Origin of the sequence: Hyphomonas sp., assembly GCF_036964145.1 — a bacterium.
Taxonomy (GTDB): domain Bacteria; phylum Pseudomonadota; class Alphaproteobacteria; order Caulobacterales; family Hyphomonadaceae; genus Hyphomonas.
Map to the genome: position 1 here is coordinate 39520 of NZ_JBALUC010000002.1, position 20608 is coordinate 60127.

Below are 20608 nucleotides of genomic sequence, written 5' to 3' on the forward strand. Positions count from 1 at the left end.
GACGATGCACAGCGAAGAGTCCGACTCCAGCCCATTGAAATATAAGCGGGTGTTGTTGAAGCTCTCCGGTGAGGCGTTGATGGGCCCCGGACAGTTTGGAATTGATATTCCGACCTGTGAAACGTTTGCTCACGCCATCAAGCAAGCTCAGGAGACAGGTGCGGAGATCTGCCTTGTCATCGGTGGTGGCAACATTTTCCGGGGGGTCGCAGGCGCTGCAAAGGGCATGGAACGCGCTCAGGCGGATTCCATGGGCATGCTGGCGACGATCATGAACGCCCTGGCCATGCAAAGCGTCTTGGAAAGTATTGGCGTTCCCACCCGCGTCCAGTCGGCGATCCGCATGGAATCCATTTGCGAGCCCTACATTCGCCGCCGGGCCCAGCGCCACATGGAGAAAGGCCGCGTCGTCATTTTCGCGGCCGGCATCGGCAATCCATTCTTCACAACCGATACAGGCGCCGCCCTGCGCGCAATCGAGATGAATTGCGACGCGTTGCTGAAAGGCACGCAGGTGGATGGCGTCTATACGGCCGACCCGAAACTTGACGCCAATGCGACCCGCTATGACGAGGTCGGGTATCAGGAATTGCTGGCCAAGGATTTGCGTGTGATGGATCCATCAGCAGTGAGTCTGATGCGCGACAACAATATCCCAATCGTGGTCTTCTCGCTCAAGGAAGAGGGGTCTCTCCTCAAGGTCCTTCACGGGAAGGGCACATCGACAACAATTACCAATCATGGAGCGTAAGTGTCATGAGCTATGACAAGAAGGATCTTGAGCGCCGGATGGAAGGCGCACTGGCGTCTCTCTCCACCGAATTCAGCGGCCTGCGCACGGGCCGGGCATCCGTGAACCTCCTGGATTCCGTCATGGTGCCGGCCTATGGGTCCACTGTGCCCTTGAATCAGGTTGCTTCCGTGACCGTTTCCGACAACCGCATGCTGTCAGTGAGCGTCTGGGACAAGACGGTGGTTGGCGCGACCGATCGCGCCATTCGGGATTCCGGTCTGGGGCTGAACCCGGTGACCGATGGCCAGAACCTCCGGATTCCCATCCCGCCACTCAACGAGGAACGCCGCGTCGAACTTCAGAAAGTGGCTGGTAAATACGCCGAGGCGGCACGCGTTGCGGTTCGTAACATTCGCCGCGATGGCATGGATTCTCTCAAGAAGATGGAGAAGGATGGCGATATCAGCGAAGACCGGCATCATTCCCTGTCCGATGAGGTCCAGAAACTGACGGATATCTATGTAAGTAAAGTGGATGACGCACTGAAAGCCAAAGAAGCGGAGATTATGCAGGTCTGATGTCGACTGACGACGCCTCTGCGCCGTCCGACACGCATGCGGGCGCATCTCGCGTACCCGCTCACATTGCCATCATCATGGATGGGAATGGTCGGTGGGCGAAAGCCCGTGGCTTGCCGCGGGCAGCCGGCCATGAGCGCGGCGTCGAAGCCCTGCGCCGGACTGTCGAAGCTGCCGGAGAGATCGGCGTTCGATATCTGACCGTTTATTCCTTTTCGACAGAGAACTGGCGCCGCCCTGCAGCGGAGGTCAATGCGTTGTTCGGCCTTCTCAAGACCTTCATCAAGAAGGATCTCGGGCGGTTGAAGAAGGAAGGGGTCAAGATCAACGTCATTGGTCGCCGCGATGGCCTCCCGGAGGATATCGCGAAGCTGGTCGAAAAGGCCGAACGCGAAACGGCCTCCAATTCGGATTTTGTGCTCAATATTGCGTTCAATTATGGCGGGCGCGAGGAAATTGCCCGTGCCGCACGGGCGCTGTCTGCTGATGTCGCAAGCGGGGCAGTCCAGCCTGAGGATGTCACCGAAGATGTGCTGGCCTCCTATCTCGACACAGCCGACATGCCCGATCCGGACCTGCTGGTTCGGACCAGTGGGGAATACCGGCTGAGCAATTTCCTGTTGTGGCAAGCTGCCTACAGCGAACTCGTGTTCTTCGACGTTTTGTGGCCGGACTTCGACCGCGCCTGGCTTGAAAAGGCGGTTGCGATCTATAGCGACAGGGAGCGCCGCTTTGGCGTTGTTTCGACGGGAGACGCGTAATGGGTGATTGGACCCCGCCTGAACGGCGTTTCTCGCAACTTGGTCTGCGCCTTCTGACGGCAGCCATCCTGATCCCGGCCGGCTTGTTTGTCGTCTGGTCCGGCGGCTGGTGGCTCGCTGTGGCCTGCGCGATCTTCGGCGGCATCATGGCGTGGGAATGGGCGGGCATGAGCGGTCATCCGCGCGGGTGGCTCCTGAGTGTGGCTACGGCAATCTTTTGCCTCGGCTTACCTCTCGAGATCTCCTGGCTTCACGTTTTTCTTGGATGTTTCGGCCTGGCTCTTGCCTTTGTTTCAAATGCGGGCGGCTTACGCATTCGGTCCTCCGCCATGCTTGGCTGGTTGTATGTGACGGCGATGGCTGCAGGACTCTGGATCTTGCGGGAAGGTCCCTGGGATGGTCGCACGGTAGCGCTCTACTTCATGTCCTTTGTCTGGGCGTCTGATGCAGCGGCGTACTTTGTTGGGCGAGGCATGGGGGGGCCACGCCTGTTACCGCAAGAGAGCCCCAACAAAACGTGGAGCGGCGCGACTGGCGCGCTCCTGTTTACGGGTGTTTGTGGGATTGCGGCAGCGGATCTGCAGCAGGCGAGCGTTGTGCTGTGGGTAATTGTCGGCATGGGCCTGTCCTTCACGGCGCAGATTGGAGACCTGATGGAAAGTGGTCTCAAGCGCCGGTTCAAGGTCAAGGATTCCAGCAATCTGCTTCCTGGCCATGGCGGCGTGCTGGACCGGGTCGATGGACTCGGTGCAGTTGGTGTTGTCGGGTCGCTGTTGCTTTGGAGCTTTCCTGCCCTGTCGAATACTCTGGGACTGTCCTGATGAGTGTTCGCCGGGTGAGCATCATGGGATCGACCGGCTCGATCGGCCAGTCGGCACTGGACGTTGTGCGGCATGCGAACAGAAATTCACCAGAGGATTTTCAGATTGTAGCGCTGGCGGCAGGGTCGGACGCTCAGGCGCTTGCGGCACAAGCGGTCGAATTCCGAGCTGAAATTGCGGTCATTGCAGACGAAGCCAAATTACCCGAATTGCGGGCGTGTCTCACGGATACGGGTGTCGAAGCGGCCGCGGGTGAGGCGGCGATACAGGAAGCTGCTGCGCGTCCAGTTGATCGAGTGCTGGCGGCAATCGTGGGGGCGGCTGGCCTGAAGTCGACAATATCAGCGGTTCGGGCCGGCAATCACGTTGCAATTGCGAATAAGGAAAGTGTCGTGTGCGGCGGCAAACTGATTCTCGACGAGGCTCGCCGCAAGGGCGTGAACGTCCTGCCGGTGGATTCGGAGCATTCGGCCATCTTCCAGTGCCTCGGAGATGGTCGCTCGCTGGAAAAGCTGACAATCACGGCATCAGGGGGGCCGTTCCGTACGGCAAGACTTAACGAAATGCAGACTGCCACCCCGCAGCAGGCGGCCGCCCATCCCAATTGGAGCATGGGGATCAAAAATTCGATCGACAGCGCCACGTTGATGAACAAGGCGCTCGAATTCATTGAGGCGGGATTCCTGTTCGACGTCGAAGGCGACCGGATCGATGTCATTATCCATCCCCAGTCGATCATCCACGGTATGGCGCACTTTACGGATGGGTCTGTTATTGCCCAACTCGGCGCTCCGGACATGAAAACTCCTATTTCCTACGCTCTCGGCTGGCCCGACCGGATTCCGACAACGGTGGACCGTCTGGATCTCGCAGAATTGGGGCGGCTGGATTTTGAATCTGTGGATGAAAGCCGGTTTCCCGCCATCCGATTGGCGCGGCAGGCGTATGCGCACGGCGTTCAGGCCACAACGATATTAAATTGTGCTAATGAACTCGCTGTTTCTGCATTTATTGCGGGCCATTGCGGATTTCTGGACATAAGCTGGATCGTGGAAGAGACGTTGAACCGCTATTTTTCAGGAAATATGCACGGAATCGCCTGTGATACTCTGGAAGAGATTGCTTTTCTGGACCGTTTCAGTCGAGAAACGGCACGCGACGTTCTAGAGAAGACCGAGCGTCGTACGGGAGGATAACGTTTTGGGTGATGTTCTCAGCCAGGGGCCATTGTTTCTATTTTGCCTGATTTTCATGATGGGCATCGTGGTCATCGTACATGAGTATGGCCATTACATCGTTGGCCGCTGGTTTGGTGCGGCCGTCGAATCCTTTTCCGTGGGCTTCGGAAAGCCGATCTTTGAAAGAACTGACAAACACGGCACGCGGTGGCGCGTGAACTGGATTCCGCTCGGCGGGTTCGTGAAGTTTGTCGGCGAAAGCCAGATGGCGGGAGATGTCGGCAAGATTGAGCAAGGGCCAGTTGGCAAGGCCTATCCCAAGCTAGGCGTAGGCCAGCGTTCGCTGGTCAGTCTGGCTGGGCCTTTTGCAAACTTCATTCTCTCAACCCTGATTTTCGCGCTGATTATTGGCGTTCATGGCCGACCTAACATGAAAGTCGGCATCGGTGATGTGAGCCCGGACGGCGCGGCTGCCGTGGCCGGCATGCAAGCTGGTGATGTGATTCTGTCGGTGAACGGGAAAACCGTTAGCGATGCGTCAGAAGTGCTGATCGAGATCATTCTGAACCCTAATGAGCCCATGAATTTCGTGGTTCAGAGAGGCGAGTCCGAACAAACGCTGGTCGTGACACCCGAAGAAGTCATTCGCGAAAATGATTTCGGGCAAAGAGTGCCCCAGGCGACCATTGGTGTAGTGATCGGAGCCGTCTCGTATGGAGACCACATTACGTACAATCCGATCGAAGCGGTCGGGCAGGGCGTGATCGAGACGGGTGCCACAATTGACCGAACCGTCACGATGCTCACCCGAATCGTTACGGGTAAGATGTCCATGCATGCGATGACCGGCCCCGTCGGGATCGGAGATATTTCCCGTCGGGCGGTTAACCAGGTCTGGAGTCAGGAGCAGGCCACGACAGGCCAGAAACTGGAACTCCTGTTCTGGATGCTTGCGAGTATTTGCGCTGCGATCTCCGTCGGCGTTGGGTTTTTCAATCTCCTTCCGCTGCCGGTTCTGGATGGCGGACACCTTGTATTTAATGCATATGAGGCGATCGTCGGCAGGGAATTGCCGCAAAAAGTGCAGGAGGTGGCCCTGACATTCGGGTTGATCCTGTTATTGGGAATGGTCGTGGTGATCACCTGGGGTGATATCATCGAGACCGGCCTATTCGGAGCGAGAGGCGGCTGAACCGCCCGCCCAAATTAACCAGAGAGTGTGTCGACGATGCGTAAGTTTCTTGCAGCAACCATGATGGCGAGCAGCGTTCTGGCTGTGAACACCGCGCTTGTTCCCATGGGCACTGCCGATGCACAGGAAGACAGTCGCTATGGCGGCACGATCAGGTCCATCCTGGTCGAAGGCAACCAGCGTATTGAGGCGCGGACAGTTCAATCCTACCTTCTTGTCGAGCCGGGCGATTCCTTTGACCCTGATCGTATCGATCTGTCCCTGAAAACGCTTTTCGCAACCAATTTGTTCGCAGATGTGTCCATTGACCGTGTCGATGACAATCTGGTCGTGCGCGTGGTCGAGAACCCGATCATCAATCGGGTTGTGTTCGAGGGCAACAGCGCCCTGAAGGACGACAAGCTGAAGGAAGACATCCAGGCGGCTCCCCGCGGAATCTTCACAGCTGCGCGTGTCCAATCGGACGTCCAGCGCATTCTGGAACTGTATCGGCAGTCAGGTCGGTTCGCCGCCAAGGTCGAACCGCAATACAAGCCGCTTGAACAGAACCGTGTGGACCTGATTTTCGAAATCACCGAAGGCCCCGTTACCGGCGTGCGGGCAATCAATTTCATCGGTAACGAGGCCTATTCGGATTCCCGCCTTCGCAGCGAGATTGTCACGCGGCAGTCACGCCTCTGGCGGTTCTTCAGCTCGAATGATAATTATGATCCGGGCAGACTGGAATATGACCGCGATCTGTTACGCCAATTCTATCAGAATAACGGCTATTATGATTTCCGTGTAACCTCGGCGGTGGCCGAACTGACACCGGACCAGAAAGACTTCTACATCACCATGACGGTGGATGAGGGCCGTCAGTACTATTTTGGCGAGGTGAAGGTCGAAACCGCGCTTGAGAAGCTGAACGCTGAGGCGCTGCGCCGAGCTGTGCCGATTGAATCGAATTCCTTGTTCCGCGGCGACTCGATCGAGGACACGATTGACTCTCTGACCTATGCGGCCGGTATCGCAGGCTACGCCTTCGTCGATGTTCGTCCACAGCTTGACGTCAATCCCGAGACGGGCCTGATTGATGTCACCTTCGCTGTGGATGAAGGCCCGCGTGTCTACATTGACCGGATTAACATCGTCGGGAACACACAGACACTCGACCGCGTCATCCGCCGCGAATTGCGCATCTCCGAAGGTGATGCCTTTAACCGTATTCTGCTGGATCGCTCCAAGAACCGCGTTCGGGCACTTGGTTATTTCAAGAATGTCGAGGTTGTCGAGACGCCCTCCGAAGATCCAGACCGTACGATCGTCGACATTAAGGTCGAAGAACAGCCGACAGGCGAGCTATCCTTTGCAGCCGGCTTCTCATCGGTAGATGCCTACCTGCTGGATGTCAGCGCCTCGCAGCGCAATTTGAGGGGCCGCGGCCAGTCCGTGGTCGCACGTGTGTCGGCCTCCAGCCGCCAGCAAATCCTCGACTTTCGCTTCACAGAGCCGAGACTGTTCGACCGAAACCTATCCGGCGGTATTGATGCGTACGCCACGCGTCAGGATTATGAAGAATATTCCGGCTTCAGCAGTGAAACCATCGGTGCTGGTGTCCGGCTGGGCTTTCCATTAACTGAACGCATGCAGCTGGGTTTGAGCTATCGTCTGCAAACTGATGAAGTGAACGTCGTAGATCGCAATTACATCATTGATCAAAATGGCTTCTTCGTCACGGATCGTATTCAAATCGCCGGCGCAGATACGCCGGATGACCTCACAGATGACCAGGTGCGTCTCGTAGAACCGGGTGATGAAGGCGCTGGGCAACGCGTCGTTGACCAATGCTCTCTGGAATATGTCCTTCGCGAAGCGATCTGCCGTGCCGAACGCAGCGATCTATCCTCTATTCTGGGGTACAATTTCTTCTGGGACCGCACGAATGATCCGATCACGCCGTCGCGCGGCTTTGATTTCCGTTTCAGCCAGGACCTGGCTGGTATTGGCGGCGATGTGAAATACCTGCGCACAGAGTCCAGCGCCACGTTGTATCGGGGCATCTGGCGCGATGTGATTGCAAGTCTCCGGCTCTCGGGCGGTTATGTTTTCCCGCTGGAAGACAATCAGGGTGTTCGGATCAACAACCGCTTCTTCCGCGGCGGCAGCACGTTCCGTGGATTTGACGTGGCGGGCATCGGACCAAGAGAAATTGTGCGCGTCGTTGATCCGGAAACAGGCGAAGTCGTGCAAACTCGCCGGCTGAATTCCCAGGGCGGCAACGTGTACTATCAGAGCACGTTTGAACTGAGCCTTCCGAACTTCCTGCCTGAGGAATATGGTATCCGGAGCGCACTGTTTGCCGAAGCTGGGGCGCTTGGCTCTCTGCGCGGACCGGACGTCGGGCCTACGATCTACTTTACCGATACCACGACCGGGTTGCCGGCAGTCCGGTTGACCAAGACGGCCGCATCCCTGCGCGCGTCTGCCGGCCTCAGCGTGTTCTGGGATTCCCCATTTGGACCCATCCGTTTCGACTTCTCCCAAATTCTCAGACGGGAAGACTACGACCGGACAGAAACGTTCCGGTTCTCGACCTCAACCAGATTTTAAATTTCAAGCCGAAAGACAGGAGACTAGAATGTCCCGACTCAAGAATTTATTCCTCGCCATGGTGGTGTCGATTGCAGCTGTTGCAGTTGTCGCTCCCGCATCCTTTGCGCAAGGCACCACCGTCGTCACGATCGACGAAGCGAAGATCCTGCGTGACAGCAAGGCTGGTAAGGATATCCAGACCAAGCTCCAGAACATTGAATCCCAGATCAACAATGAGCTGACGCCGACCAAGACGTCGCTCGAAACCGAAGGCCAGACCCTCAACACGGAACTGCAAGGCAAGACACGCGAGCAGATTGCGGCAGACGCTGCTCTGGTTGCCAAGCTGAATGCCTACGACCAGAAAGCCAGCGATTTCGGCAAGGCTCGCCAGAAAGCTGCGAACGAATTTTCCCTGACCGAGCGCCAGGCACTTGTTGATTTCAACAAGGCACTTGAGCCGGTCCTGCTGGAAGTCGTGCGCGAGAAGAACGCTCAGGTCGTCCTGTCGAAAAGCGCGATCATCTACGGTGTGGATTCGGTTGACGTCTCAGCTCTGGTGATCAGCAAGCTGGATGCAGCAACCCCGACCCTCGCGGTTGTCCGCAAGCGTATTCCTGACCAGCCTGCTCAATAGTTCGAGGCTATCCGTGCCTGTTGATGTCCGTTTCTTTGCGCCTTTGGGAGCCCTCTCACTAGGTGAACTGGCCAGCCAGACCGGGTCCGACCTCCATGGAGACGGCGATCTGGAGCTTACGGGGATTTCCTCGGCGGTGAATGGCCGCCGGGGAGACCTCGGATTTCTGGACGGGGAGGGGAAATCTCCCATTGATGTCAGCGCGGATATCTCCGCCCTCGTCGTGAACACTGCCAACATCGCGCATGTTCCAGAGGGCGTTCCCTATATTGTTTCGAAATTTCCGCGCCATGTTCATGGCTTGGCCGCGTCTAAATTGTTTCGTTCTCGACAGCTGGATTGGCATGGCGGGGACGCAATTTCTCCCGATGCGACGATTGATGAGACCGCAAAAATCGCGCCCGGCGCCGTGATCGCGCCCGGTGCCGTCATCGGCGCTGGAACGATCATCAGCGCAAATGCCGTAATCGGCCCAGGTGTCCAGATAGGCCGCAATTGCTCCATTGGGCCCGGCGCAAGCGTCTTCTGCGCGCTTATAGGCGACCATGTAAGATTGTTGTCAGGCGCCCGTATCGGAGAAGCCGGGTTCGGCGTTATGCCCGGTCCTAATGGCGCTGAGGACGCGCCGCACTATGGGCGTGTGATCCTGCAGGACCATGTCACGGTCGGTGCCAATTCCTGTATCGACCGAGGCGCCTTTGATGACACCATCCTCGGGGAACGCACCCGGATCGATAATCTCTGCCAGATCGCGCACAATGTGGTGTTGGGGCGGTCCGTGCTCATGGCGGCGTTTGGCGGCATTTCGGGATCTGTCCAAATTGGTGACGGCTCCATGTTGGGCGGACGCGTTGGTATTGCCGATCATGTGAAGGTCGGAGAGGGCGTGTCGCTTGCTGCTTCCTCAGGTCTGTTCCGCAACATCGAGGATGGCGAAACCTGGGGCGGAACACCCGCCAAGCCGCTCCGTCAATGGATGCGTGAGATCGCTTGGTTGCAGAAAAACGCAAACCCTAAGAAAAAGGGATAGTCGGCGCGCGGCCGTCCGCAACTTGCTGGGAACTCATGTCCACACAGATTCATCCCACCGCATTCGTCGAGGACGGCGCCGCTCTCGGTGAGAACGTCACCATCGGACCGTTCTGCCATGTCGGTCCGCACGCGCAGGTCGGGGACAGTTCTGTTCTCATGTCGCATGCCGTTATAACCGGCTACACCGAACTCGGTGCAGGCTGCACACTGCACCCGCACGCAGTATTGGGCGGAGTGCCTCAAGTCATCGGTTTTGAGACTACGCCGGAATCCCGGTTGGTTGTAGGGGAGAAGTGCGTATTTCGTGAACATACGACGGCGCATTCCGGTATGCCGAAGTTTGGCGGTCTCACGACGATTGGAGACAATTGCTTTGTCATGATTGGCGCGCACATCGCGCATGACAATCATATCGGCAATAATGTCGTTATGGCCAATAATGTCTCCCTGGCCGGTCACATTACGGTAGGGGACAATGTCTGGTTTGGTGGTCTGGCCGCGGTGCACCAGTTCTCCCGAATAGGACGGAATGCGTTCATTGGGGGCGGCGCCATCGTTGTGGAAGACGTCATCCCATTCGGGTCCGTGGTCGGCAATCATGCCAAACTGGCGGGCCTGAACATGGTGGGTCTGAAGCGTCGCGGATTCTCCAAGGCCGATATCCGGGACATTCGAGCGGCCTACAAAGCCATCTTCCTTGGCGAAGGTTTGTTCAAGGGTCGGCTAGACCAGGCCGCCCAGGATTATGCTGATAATCCGTTGGCCATGGAAATCATCACGTTCATCCGTGAAGGTGACCGCCCGATCTGCAAACCCGCCTGAGGACATTATGGCCCCACTTGGTATCATCGCAGGATTGGGAGACCTTCCGGTCGCTATTGCAGAGAATGCTGTCGAGACCGGACAGGGCGCCTATGTGCTTCGGCTGAAAGGGTTTGACGATCCGGCTCTGGCAAAGTTTCCGGGGGATCTGGTTGGCCTCGGTGAGGTCGGGGGCATTCTGAAGAAACTCAAATCGGCAGGATGCGAAGAAGTGGTCTTTGCCGGCGTTGTCAAACGGCCTGACTTCGGGAACCTGAAGCTGGACGTGAAGGGTGTAACCCTGCTTCCCAAGGTCCTGTCAGCGGCCAAGAAGGGGGATGATGCACTCCTCCGGGTCTTGGTGAACGAATTTGAAAAGCAGGGCTTCAAAGTGCTTGGCAGCCATGAAGTGCACAGGCAATTGCTGGCACCCGAAGGCATCATCGCGGGCCAGCATCCCACCGAAGAAGAGATGCATGACATCGAGCATGCCGCCCGCGTAGCCTCTGCGGCCGGCGCGCTCGATATTGGACAGGGCGCCGTCGTCTGCAACGGTCTTGTCCTGGCTGTCGAAGCCCAAGAGGGCACGGATGCGATGCTGGATCGCTGTGTAGCGCTGCCAGAGGAAATACGCGGCACTGTCGACAGCCGGAAAGGCGTGCTCGTCAAGCGCCCGAAGCCGGGCCAGGAATTGCGGATCGATTTGCCGACGACCGGCGTGTCGACGGTAGAGAAAGTTGCAGCTGCAGGCTTGGCTGGCCTTGCAGTGGAAGCCGGCGGCGCGCTGCTGCTCAATCGGCGCAAGATGATCGAACGCGCTGAAGATCTCGGGATTTTCATCTATGGCTTCGAGCCGGAGATCGGGGAGTGACCACGCCCCGCATATATATGATGGCCGCTGAACCTTCCGGTGACCTGCTGGCAAGGGAAGTGGTCGAGGATATCCGCAAACGCCTGCCAGACACCCATATCTCCGGAATTGGCGGAAGCGAGCTGGCATCTGTCGGGATTAAATCCGCAATAGATATCAGCCCCTTGTCGATTCTGGGGTTCTTTGAAGGCTTGAAAGCCTACGGAGATGTTGTGCGGCTCGCAGATGCGGCGGCCGAAGCCATCATTGCCGACAAGCCGGACGTCGTTGTCCTGGTGGATTCCTGGGGCTTCATGTTGCGAGTAGCCCAGCGCGTCCGCCTGAAGGCGCCGGATATCCGTCTGGTCAAGCTCGTCGGCCCACAAGTCTGGGCCACGCGGCCCGGCCGGGCCAAGACGCTGGCCTCGGTGGTTGACCACCTATTGTGCATTCACGACCTCGAAGCGCCGTTCTACGAGCCGTTCGGATTAAAGACTACGGTCATCGGCAATCCGGCGATCTCCCGCCATATTCAGGGAGATGCGGTCCATTTCCGTCAAACCCATCATATACCGGAAACGGAGAAGATTGTGCTGGTGCTGCCGGGTAGTCGGCCGAGTGAAATAAAACGCGTCGCTCCCGAATTGGTGGAGGCGGCCAGAAAGCTGAAGTCGAACGATCCGAGCCTCAATATTGTTTTCATGCCCGCCTCGAATGTGGCGTCACAGTTCTCGGAGGCTTTTCCGGGTCTCAACGATTGGGCGATCATCTCCGATGATCCGGGCGTTCGTTACGATGCGATGGCGACAGCAGACCTTGCGCTCGCCTGTTCCGGCACAGTCACGACCGAACTTGCGATGCAGGATACGCCGATGATCGTTGCCTATAAGACCGGCTGGATAACATGGACGCTCGCCCGTGGCCTGCTCTACAGCAAGAGGCATATTACCCTACTCAACATTGTCAGCGATGATCAGGAGATCGTGCCGGAATTTGTCCAGACTCGGCAGAAGGCAGATGACATCGCAGCCAAGGCACAAGACTGGTTGGACAATCCGACCGAACTCGCCGCGCAGCTGAACCGTCAACGAAAAGCGCTAGAGCGCATGAAAGAAGGCGACCGGGACGCCAGCGAGATTGCGGCCGGAGTTATTCTCGAAGAGGCCGCCGCGCGATCTGCCGGGGCAATTTCCCATCAATCCTGAACGAAAGACCGGTCGATCCAGGTCTTGAGATCCCACAAGCCGGGCAGTTGAACTGTCAGGCCCCATTTTTCAGCAATCGCAGCCCTTTTTCCAAGGCTGACCAGCTTGAGATAGTCTTTCTGCGGAGCGAAGTCCTGCAATGGCGCGCCTCGGGATTTTGCAATCATGTTCTGCATCAGTACGGGACCCTGGCGGACGGCATAGACACCCGCTTTGGGGACGTGTTTGTCTGGAAGGGAGGCCGCATCACCCACTATGAAAATATCGGGATGGGATATTGATTGCAGTGAGGCCGCGACAACAGGAAATCCATTTCTCGCCTTCAACCCGGACTGGGCGAGCCAGTCATGGGCGCGTCCGCCTGCTGTCCACAGGACCAACTGAGCAGTCAGGGATTGGCCGGATGCCAGTTCCAGTCGTCCATCATAGTGACGGCGCACCTCGGTATCTTCCAGGATATCTATACCGGCGGCGATCAGTCTTTTACGCAAGGCGCGCCTTAGCGAGGGGCTGCTGGCTGAGAGTATTTTCGACTGGTCCACGAGTGACACCGGAACCGTATCAGGAAGACCGTTGGAACGCATTTTATGCCGGACCGCAAAAGCGAGTTCTACGCCCCCGAGACCGCCGCCGACAATCGCAACGCCGCCGGAGAGGTTTTCTGAAACTTGGGCCCATGCCTCAACGAAGGGCGACATGGGCTTTACAGTCAGATGCATCTTGCTGCCGGACACGCGCGGAGGCGCAGATACGATCCCGATATCAATGGACGCGAGATCGTAGGGGTAAGACTTTCCAGACTGCCCCATAGCGCGTTTACGAATTGGATCGAGGGCGATGATGGAATCATGGATGATGTCCGCGCCTGACTCAGTACAAAGTCGGCCCAGATCAATCTCCACTTCACTTCGGCTGAAGTGCCCCGCAACGAAGCCCGGCACCATGCCGCTATAGACAGCATAAGTTCTAGGATTGATCAGCGTGATGGAGACATCCGGGCAGGGGTGTTTCTGGAGCCAACGCAGCGCCGTGACGTGAGCATGCCCACCGCCAATCAGAAGCAGGTTGGCCGTCATGCCCCCTCACGCTCCCAGCGGCTTGTCCGACCACCAGGATTGCAAGGCCGAAGCAATCGAAGCGCCGTCGGCATCCGCAGCTTTCGGCCCATTGAAGACAACCATGGCGGATCCTTCAAGCGCGGTTTCCTGCAACGCATCCACCGGCCAGCGCGCGCCATAGACCCTGCAATTCCCGAGTGTGGTCAGGTACTCGCCGAATTCGCTTTCCCGGCCGTCTCGGAAGAGGGGAAGCCAGAGCATCAACACAGCCTTCGGCCAGCGTTTGAGCGCCTTGGGTGTCCAGAGAGCAAGCGCATCAATGTCACGGCTCGTCTCGTAGCTCGGGTCAACCAGGCACACCATGGTCTCGCCGCTACGTGGCGACAGTTTCAGTGCGCTGGCATACCCATCAGCCTTCTTCACCTGGATGCGGTCGTCATCTCCGACAGCCTTGCTGAGCGCTTCATGCTCGGCAGGGTGCTTCTCAAACAGAATGTAGCGGGTATCCGGCGGCAGGAGCGCTTGAGCGTGGGCAGGTGAACCGGGATAGTTGTTGATGCCACGTTTCTCGACGAATTCGATCCATGGGCGCAGCGGTTTCGGTGCTAGGCCATCCAACATCGACAAGATACCGTCGCTGGCCTCGTCTCCCTTTCGAGCTTGTGGACCTTCAAGATCATACCGGCCGCGTCCCGAATGTGTTTCTACATACAGGATACGGTCATTTCGTTCCGTCAGGTGCCGGCAGACCGAATGGAGCACCGCATGCTTGAGAACGTCCGCGCGATTGCCCGCATGATACCCATGTTGATAGGAAAGCATTTGTGAGATCAGTCCCGTGAAGAAAAAGTCCCCGCCGGTGAGGCGGGGACAAATCAATTAGTTCTGTTCGAGGCTTTTCTTGCGAGTGGCTTCGAATTCATTGCCCTCGTACCAGGTAGGCCACTCATCCGATTGGGCGATCTTCAGCCCGACTTCGTAGAGAGCCTGGATGTCTTCGGTGAACCCGGAGAGATCCCAGTCGTCAGAATACTCGTCCATCGGCTTGTGGTAGCGCTCGGCTGTGTAAACGGCTGCCGCGGCCTTGCCGGCGGCCACGCCCCCATCGACCTTGTCCTGTCCGCCATCCGCATACAGCATCGGTACGCCTTTCTTGGCGAGCGAGATATGGTCTGAGCGATAGAAATAGCCGGCTTCAGGCTTGGCGTCCGGCTTGATGACGCGGCCTTGCTCGTCGAGCACGTCCTTCAACATGTCTTCAAGTTCAGACGCACCATATCCGACAACAACCATGTCCTTCGTCCGGCCGATTGGCAGTGCGCCGTCCATGTTGACCCCAGCAACGATCTGACTGTGCGGCACGAGCGGGTTTTCTGCGTAATAGGCAGATCCGAGCAGGCCGGATTCCTCAAGTGTCACCGACAGGAAGAGGGCGGACCGTTCCAGCTCTTGCGCAGCCATGGCTTCTGCGATTTCGAGCAGGGCGGCAGAGCCGGTCGCATTATCAACGGCGCCATTGAAGATCTGGTCCTGATAGAAATCCTCGCCGGGGGCGCCGGTCTTCTCTTCGGACTTCTTGCCGAGATGATCCCAGTGCGCCGTGTACAGCATGTATTCATCCGGGGCCGTCTTGCCGGACAGGCGGCCGACCACATTGCGGCTCTCAAGCTGGTCGATGGTCTGCGAAATTTTTCCACTGGCTTTCACGCCCTCAAGCGCCACAGGCTGGAAGTCCTTGGACTTTGCCTGCTGTTTCAAAGTCTCCAGATCCAGTCCTGCGCTGGCAAACAGCGCTTCTGCCGTGTCGCGCGTGATCCAGCCCTCAAGCATGGTGCGCTCTGCACCGCCATCGGCGCGAACGAGATCGGACTGTGCGCCGCTCCAGGAATTGGAAACAACGTCCCAACCGTATGAAGCCGGCTCGGTTTCGTGGATTACAATCGCTGCGGTCGCGCCCTGGCGGGCGGCCTCCTCGTATTTATAGGTCCAGCGACCGTAATAAGTCATGGATTTTCCATTGAAGAGTTCCGGGTCGCCCGTGGCAAACCCTGGATCATTGACCAGCATGACGACCGTCTTGCCCGTATAATCCTGGCCGGCATAATCGTCCCAGTCATATTCCGGCGCGACAGAGCCATAGCCGACAAAAACGACATCCGTGGGATCGAACGCGAGTTCATTCGTGTTCTGGCGCTTGGTCCAGAAGACCACGTCTTCCTTGGGCGTCATGGGCAGTTCGGTGCCATCCGGCGTAGTCAGCTGGAAGAACGACGCGTTGGTGTCGACCGTCTGGTTGACCATCTCCACAGTCTGGAAAAAGCTGCCATTATCGCCGGCAGGCTCCAGGCCGATGCGGCTCATCTCGGCGGCGATCCAGTCAGCAGATGCTTCGCCTGCGGGCGTGCCTGGGCCACGGCCCTCAAACGTATCATCGGCAAGCGTCTTGATCCGCACAGCAAGATCGTCGGCCGTGATGTCTGCGCTGGTTTGTTCGGGCAGGGGCATCAACAACTCAGTTGCCGCTTCGGGTCCCGGTGCTGCCGGTGTTTCGGTGGTGGGCTCCTGCGCGCCGCATGCTGCAAGCGTCAGGACAGATGCCGAAATGAGTAGTCGTTTCATTCTGTATTTCCCGTCAAAGGCTATGGTTGGTCATGATCTGACACGAGCCTTACCAATCGGCAAGGAAGGGCGTCACTGGAATTCTGTGCCTGAAATCAGGAGGGAATGGGAATCCACTCTTCCTCATCCCCCGGAACAAGGGGGAATCTCGCCGATCCCCCGGCTTCCATGGCCGCCGTCCAATCGATCTTGGCCTGCTCAATCTTTGCGCTGTCGCTCGACACGAAGTTCCAATCCATCTTGCGCGGCGAATCCATCGGCGCCCCCCCGCAAACCACTGCCTTAGTGCCCGCAGCCAGTTTCACGGTCACATCCGTATCGGTCCCAAGTACCGCCATCCGCCCTTCGGGCACGATAGAGTCACCGATTTGCGCGCCTCCAGTCACGACATATAGGGCGCGCTCAATCGCCATCTCCGCAGGCAGGATGATGTCTGCGTCGGAGTCGGCTTCGAGCGCAACATACAGGATCGGCCACGGAAACGACACGGGAGAGGTGTGCTCCCAGGCGGACCCGGCCAGCACTTTCACCCTGACATTGCCCATCCTGAAGGCGGGTAGAGTGTCGGCCGGGTGGTGTATAAAGGCTGGCGCGCGATCTTCCTCATCGCGGGGAAGGGCCACCCATGTCTGTAGACCGTGCATGACCTGGCCATGTTTGCGATGCGAGTCGGGCGTGCGCTCCGAATGGACAATACCCCGCCCGGCGGTCATCCAATTGACCGCGCCAGGTTCGATTACCAGATCAGTGCCGAGGGAATCCCGATGCCGGATCGCACCATCGAACATGAACGTCACAGTTGATAAGCCGATATGCGGATGCGGAAGCACATTGAAGCTCGCGCCCGGATCAAATTCCACAGGGCCAAAATGATCAAAGAACACGAACGGCCCAACAGATCTATGTGCGTGAAACGGCAAGACACGCCGGACGATAAAACCGCCTCCGAGATCATGCATTCGGGGCTCAATGATGCGGGATATCTGCACGGCGCTAGTCTCCTCCATGAGGTTTCTAATTTCCGTTCAAGTGAGGCGACCTGTCCAGAGGAATAAACAAATTGATCGATGAGGCTCCGGCTTGACTGAGACGAGAGGATATTGGAAGAGAGTGCGTGTGAGCAATTAATCACATAATACTCGCTTGGAGAAACACGATTTGACGAAATCACAAGTGTCCGATCGAAGAAGGGGCCTTGCCCATCTTGCTCAGCGTGGCTCCTGGGCCCTGGCCGGGCTCTTCCTGGTCTACGCTGTGTTCCTGCTCTCAGGATGTGTGCATCCCGTGACCACAGGAGCGCTTACGCGTACGCAAGCCAGTGTTCCTCAATTCGTGGTCGACCGGAATGTTTTCATCGCGGGGGATGGGGCGGAGCTCGGGCTGACAGTATGGCCGGCCGAGGGCGAAGAAGAGCCGGAGCTTGTGGTGGTGGGCGTGCATGGCATGAATGATTTCGCGAATGCGTTTCACATGGCCGCGCCGTATTGGGCGGCTCATGGCGTAACGACCTATGCGTATGACCAGAGAGGCTTTGGCCGGTCTCCGGGCAGGGGGCTTTGGCCGGATGAGGAATTGATGCGCGAAGACTTGCGCACCGCCGTTGCAGTTGCGCGCCGAAGGCATCCAAACGCCACTCTCACTGTTGTGGGCATTTCGATGGGCGCGGCTGTGGCAATGTCGGCATTCGGATCGGACATCCCGCCAGACGCGGACCGGCTGATCGCATCCGGGCCCGGCCTGCGTGGCTGGGGTGCCATGAACTCGCTATACCGCGCGAGCCTATGGATGTCGGCCCATACCAATCCAGGATGGATCGTGCGGCCTCCGGCCCGCTTCGTCCGGATTGAACCCAGCGACAATATCGACATGCTCCGGGAAACCTGGGCCAACCCGCTGATGTTGCGCGAAAACAGGATCGACCAAGTGTATGGCGTGGTCTCATTGATGGAGACAGCCCATGACAGGTCGGCGAACCTTCCTGCTGATCTGCCGGTACTGATTTCCTACGGGGCCAATGACTATGTCATTCCGCCGAATGGCATGAAACGGACGGCCAGAATTCTGCCGCCGCAGGTCCGAACTGTGTACTATGAGCAGGGCTATCACATGCTCCTGCGCGACCTTCAGGCTGCAAACGTGCATGCCGATTATCTCGCTTTCATGCGCGATCCTGATGGCGAATTCCCAAGTGGTTCCCCTGAGTGGTCATTTCGCTAACTGTTTCCACAGCGGAATACCTCTTGCAGTGAGGGATACGTGGACAAATATACGTCTCTCTGCCACTCCTGTGCAGTAAAGATTCCTTCGAGAAACCATCAAGGCCCGATTCATGACGACTTCTTTCCAGACAGCGCTCAACCTTGTTCCCATGGTCGTGGAGCAGACGAGCCGCGGCGAGCGAGCTTTCGATATTTTCTCGCGCCTGCTGAAAGAGCGGATCATCTTCGTGACCGGCGGCATCGATGACAGCATGGCGGCGCTGATCACATCCCAGCTTCTTTTCCTCGAGTCGGAAAACCCGAAGAAAGACATTGCGATGTATATCAACAGCCCAGGCGGCTATGTTTCGTCCGGCCTCGCGATCTACGACACGATGCAGTACATTCGCTGCCCAATTTCCACCGTATGCATCGGTCAGGCTGCCTCCATGGGGTCGCTGCTTCTGGCTGCCGGTGAAAAGGGTATGCGAATTGCGCTGCCAAATGCACGCGTCATGCTCCACCAGCCCTCGGGCGGATACTCAGGCGTTGCAACGGACATTGAGCGCCATGCCGAGGAAATCATCGAGCTGAAGCGCCGACTGAACAACATCTATGTCCGCCATACGGGACAGGAATATGATGTGATTGAACGCAAGCTGGATCGGGACACGTTCCTGACAGCGGAAGAAGCCAAGGAATTTGGCATTGTTGACAAGGTCTTTGAGCGCCGGACGGCCGAGGATGATAAATAGGGACCCTCTCCCTTGTCAGTGCGGCCTGCCTCTTGCAGGGCAGGTTGATAACCCTATTGTCTTAATAGTAGACCGAGCACGGCGTCTTAAAGACGAAATTAAGCCTTACCCGGCATTGAGGACGGCATGACTAAACAAAATGGCTCAGGCGATTCCAAGAACACACTCTATTGTTCGTTCTGTGGAAAAAGCCAGCATGAAGTGAAGAAGCTGATTGCCGGCCCGACCGTGTTCATCTGTGATGAATGCGTTGAACTTTGCATGGATATCATTCGCGAAGAGAACAAGACCTCCATGGTCCGCTCTCGTGAAGGCGTCCCGACACCGCAGGAAATCTGTGATGTCCTGGATGATTATGTTATCGGCCAGGTTCACGCCAAACGAATTCTCTCTGTTGCCGTTCACAACCATTACAAACGCCTCTCCCATGCCGGGAAAACGGATGGTGTGGAGCTTTCCAAGTCGAACATCTTGCTCGTCGGCCCAACAGGCTGCGGCAAGACACTTCTTGCGCAGACATTGGCCCGCATTCTCGACGTGCCGTTCACCATGGCGGATGCGACCACGCTCACCGAAGCTGGTTATGTTGGTGAGGATGTCGAAAATATTGTCCTGAAGCTGCTTCAGTCGGCCGATTACAATGTAGAACGCGCGCAGCGCGGCATCGTCTATATCGACGAAATCGACAAGATTTCCCGAAAGTCCGACAATCCTTCCATCACGCGTGATGTCTCTGGTGAGGGCGTCCAGCAGGCACTTCTCAAGATCATGGAAGGCACGGTCGCTGCTGTGCCGCCTCAGGGTGGGCGCAAGCACCCACAGCAGGAATTCCTGCAAGTGGATACGACCAACATCCTGTTCATCTGTGGCGGAGCCTTTGCCGGTCTCGACAAGATCATCGCCTCACGGGGCGAGGGGGCTTCGATCGGCTTCGGTGCTTCGCTCAAGGAATCGGAAGAGCGCGGTGTGGGCGAAATTCTGCGCAACACAGAGCCGGAAGACCTTCAGCGCTTCGGCCTCATCCCGGAATTCATCGGGCGCCTGCCTGTTATTGCGACGCTCGAAGACCTCGACGAGGAAGCCCTGATCAAGATCCTCACCGAGCCGAAGAACGCTCTGCTGAAACAGTACCAGAAGCTCTTCGACATGGAGAGTGTCGAATTGAACTTCACGCCAGAGGCCCTGACGGCTGTTGCACGACGCGCCATTGCCCGGAAGACCGGCGCGCGGGGCCTGCGGTCGATCATGGAAGGCATTCTGCTCGACACGATGTTTGAGCTGCCAAACCTGCGCGGTGTGGAAGAGGTCGTGATCAATGGCGAAGTGGTGGAGGGCAATGCCGAGCCACTCTACGTCCACGCCAAGAAGAGTCAGCCGGAAGCTGGCTGATTCAAATACAGATCCAATATTCAAGCGCCCCGCCCAAATGGTCGGGGCGTTTTTGGTTTCAGGTCGGAATATTGGCACAACAGAAAAAGCAGTTAGAGGCCCAGTCCCGGACGCTCAGAGCCGCTCGAGGCTTTTCTGCCGAGTGTAGTTCGGTTTTCTGTGAGGTTCTAAAGCTGGATAAAGAAGAGGCCGGTACCTTGCGATACCGGCCTCTACAAGGATTAGAG

At 57.5% G+C, this 20608-nt stretch carries 19 protein-coding genes; 15 read left to right on the forward strand and 4 right to left on the reverse strand.

Annotation, left to right across the window (positions count from 1 at the left end; all coding sequences use genetic code 11):
- Positions 1-4: 4 nt before the first annotated feature.
- From pyrH to V7660_RS05335, 12 genes are read left to right on the forward strand one after another with little or no spacing between them, the layout of a single operon-like run.
- Positions 5-751 (forward strand): UMP kinase, encoded by a 747-nt coding sequence (gene pyrH, locus V7660_RS05280; RefSeq protein ID WP_335602082.1) that lies wholly within the window; start codon positions 5-7, stop codon positions 749-751.
- Positions 752-756: 5 nt separating this feature from the next.
- Positions 757-1311 (forward strand): ribosome recycling factor, encoded by a 555-nt coding sequence (gene frr, locus V7660_RS05285; protein WP_335602083.1) that lies wholly within the window; start codon positions 757-759, stop codon positions 1309-1311.
- Positions 1311-2072, forward strand: coding sequence for an isoprenyl transferase (locus V7660_RS05290; RefSeq protein ID WP_335602084.1), 762 nt, complete (start codon positions 1311-1313; stop codon positions 2070-2072). Before frr ends, V7660_RS05290 begins: the two co-directional genes overlap by 1 nt.
- Positions 2072-2893 (forward strand): phosphatidate cytidylyltransferase, encoded by an 822-nt coding sequence (locus V7660_RS05295; protein WP_335602085.1) that lies wholly within the window; start codon positions 2072-2074, stop codon positions 2891-2893. The genes V7660_RS05290 and V7660_RS05295 overlap by 1 nt, the downstream gene beginning before the upstream one ends.
- Positions 2893-4089: a 1-deoxy-D-xylulose-5-phosphate reductoisomerase gene (dxr, locus tag V7660_RS05300; RefSeq protein WP_335602086.1), complete on the forward strand. Its 1197-nt coding sequence runs from the start codon at positions 2893-2895 to the stop codon at positions 4087-4089. The genes V7660_RS05295 and dxr overlap by 1 nt, the downstream gene beginning before the upstream one ends.
- Positions 4090-4093: 4 nt before the next feature.
- Positions 4094-5263, forward strand: coding sequence for a M50 family metallopeptidase (locus V7660_RS05305; RefSeq protein ID WP_335602087.1), 1170 nt, complete (start codon positions 4094-4096; stop codon positions 5261-5263).
- A gap of 36 nt (positions 5264-5299) precedes the next feature.
- Positions 5300-7855, forward strand: a complete 2556-nt coding sequence (gene bamA, locus V7660_RS05310) for an outer membrane protein assembly factor BamA (RefSeq protein ID WP_335602088.1) — start codon at positions 5300-5302, stop codon at positions 7853-7855.
- Between the two features lie 28 nt (positions 7856-7883).
- Positions 7884-8474 carry an OmpH family outer membrane protein gene (locus V7660_RS05315; RefSeq protein WP_335602089.1) on the forward strand — a complete coding sequence of 197 codons (591 nt, stop codon included), beginning with the start codon at positions 7884-7886 and terminating at the stop codon, positions 8472-8474.
- Positions 8475-8487: 13 nt separating this feature from the next.
- Entirely contained in the window at positions 8488-9504 is a 1017-nt protein-coding gene (gene lpxD / locus V7660_RS05320) for a UDP-3-O-(3-hydroxymyristoyl)glucosamine N-acyltransferase (protein WP_335602090.1), read from the forward strand.
- A 35-nt stretch (positions 9505-9539) separates the two neighbouring features.
- Complete coding sequence (lpxA, locus tag V7660_RS05325; RefSeq protein ID WP_335602091.1) at positions 9540-10328, forward strand: acyl-ACP--UDP-N-acetylglucosamine O-acyltransferase; 789 nt, start codon at positions 9540-9542, stop codon at positions 10326-10328.
- A 7-nt stretch (positions 10329-10335) separates the two neighbouring features.
- On the forward strand, positions 10336-11178 hold the full coding sequence (locus V7660_RS05330; RefSeq protein ID WP_335602092.1) for an LpxI family protein: 843 nt from the start codon (positions 10336-10338) through the stop codon (positions 11176-11178).
- On the forward strand, positions 11175-12362 hold the full coding sequence (locus V7660_RS05335; protein WP_335602093.1) for a lipid-A-disaccharide synthase: 1188 nt from the start codon (positions 11175-11177) through the stop codon (positions 12360-12362). Before V7660_RS05330 ends, V7660_RS05335 begins: the two co-directional genes overlap by 4 nt.
- Here V7660_RS05335 and V7660_RS05340 read toward each other — a convergent pair.
- The 4 genes from V7660_RS05340 to V7660_RS05355 all read right to left on the reverse strand — a co-directional run bounded on the left by V7660_RS05340 (position 12353) and on the right by V7660_RS05355 (position 17028).
- Positions 12353-13438 carry an FAD-dependent oxidoreductase gene (locus V7660_RS05340; protein ID WP_335602094.1) on the reverse strand — a complete coding sequence of 362 codons (1086 nt, stop codon included), beginning with the start codon at positions 13436-13438 and terminating at the stop codon, positions 12353-12355. The two genes, V7660_RS05335 and V7660_RS05340, sit on opposite strands and share 10 nt — an antisense overlap.
- A gap of 6 nt (positions 13439-13444) precedes the next feature.
- On the reverse strand, positions 13445-14242 hold the full coding sequence (rlmJ, locus tag V7660_RS05345; protein ID WP_335602095.1) for a 23S rRNA (adenine(2030)-N(6))-methyltransferase RlmJ: 798 nt from the start codon (positions 14240-14242) through the stop codon (positions 13445-13447).
- Between the two features lie 57 nt (positions 14243-14299).
- Positions 14300-16039, reverse strand: a complete 1740-nt coding sequence (locus V7660_RS05350) for a M28 family metallopeptidase (RefSeq protein ID WP_335602096.1) — start codon at positions 16037-16039, stop codon at positions 14300-14302.
- Between the two features lie 95 nt (positions 16040-16134).
- The gene (locus V7660_RS05355; protein WP_335602097.1) at positions 16135-17028 is read right to left on the reverse strand and encodes a pirin family protein; all 894 of its coding nucleotides are present in this window, start codon (positions 17026-17028) and stop codon (positions 16135-16137) included.
- Positions 17029-17197: 169 nt separating this feature from the next.
- On the opposite strand from V7660_RS05355, the gene V7660_RS05360 reads away from it, so the two are divergent.
- The 3 genes from V7660_RS05360 to clpX all read left to right on the forward strand — a co-directional run bounded on the left by V7660_RS05360 (position 17198) and on the right by clpX (position 20381).
- Positions 17198-18256: an alpha/beta fold hydrolase gene (locus tag V7660_RS05360; RefSeq protein WP_335602098.1), complete on the forward strand. Its 1059-nt coding sequence runs from the start codon at positions 17198-17200 to the stop codon at positions 18254-18256.
- Between the two features lie 112 nt (positions 18257-18368).
- Positions 18369-18992: an ATP-dependent Clp protease proteolytic subunit gene (locus V7660_RS05365; protein ID WP_335602099.1), complete on the forward strand. Its 624-nt coding sequence runs from the start codon at positions 18369-18371 to the stop codon at positions 18990-18992.
- A gap of 126 nt (positions 18993-19118) precedes the next feature.
- Positions 19119-20381, forward strand: a complete 1263-nt coding sequence (clpX, locus tag V7660_RS05370) for an ATP-dependent Clp protease ATP-binding subunit ClpX (protein WP_335602100.1) — start codon at positions 19119-19121, stop codon at positions 20379-20381.
- Positions 20382-20608: the final 227 nt, after the last annotated feature.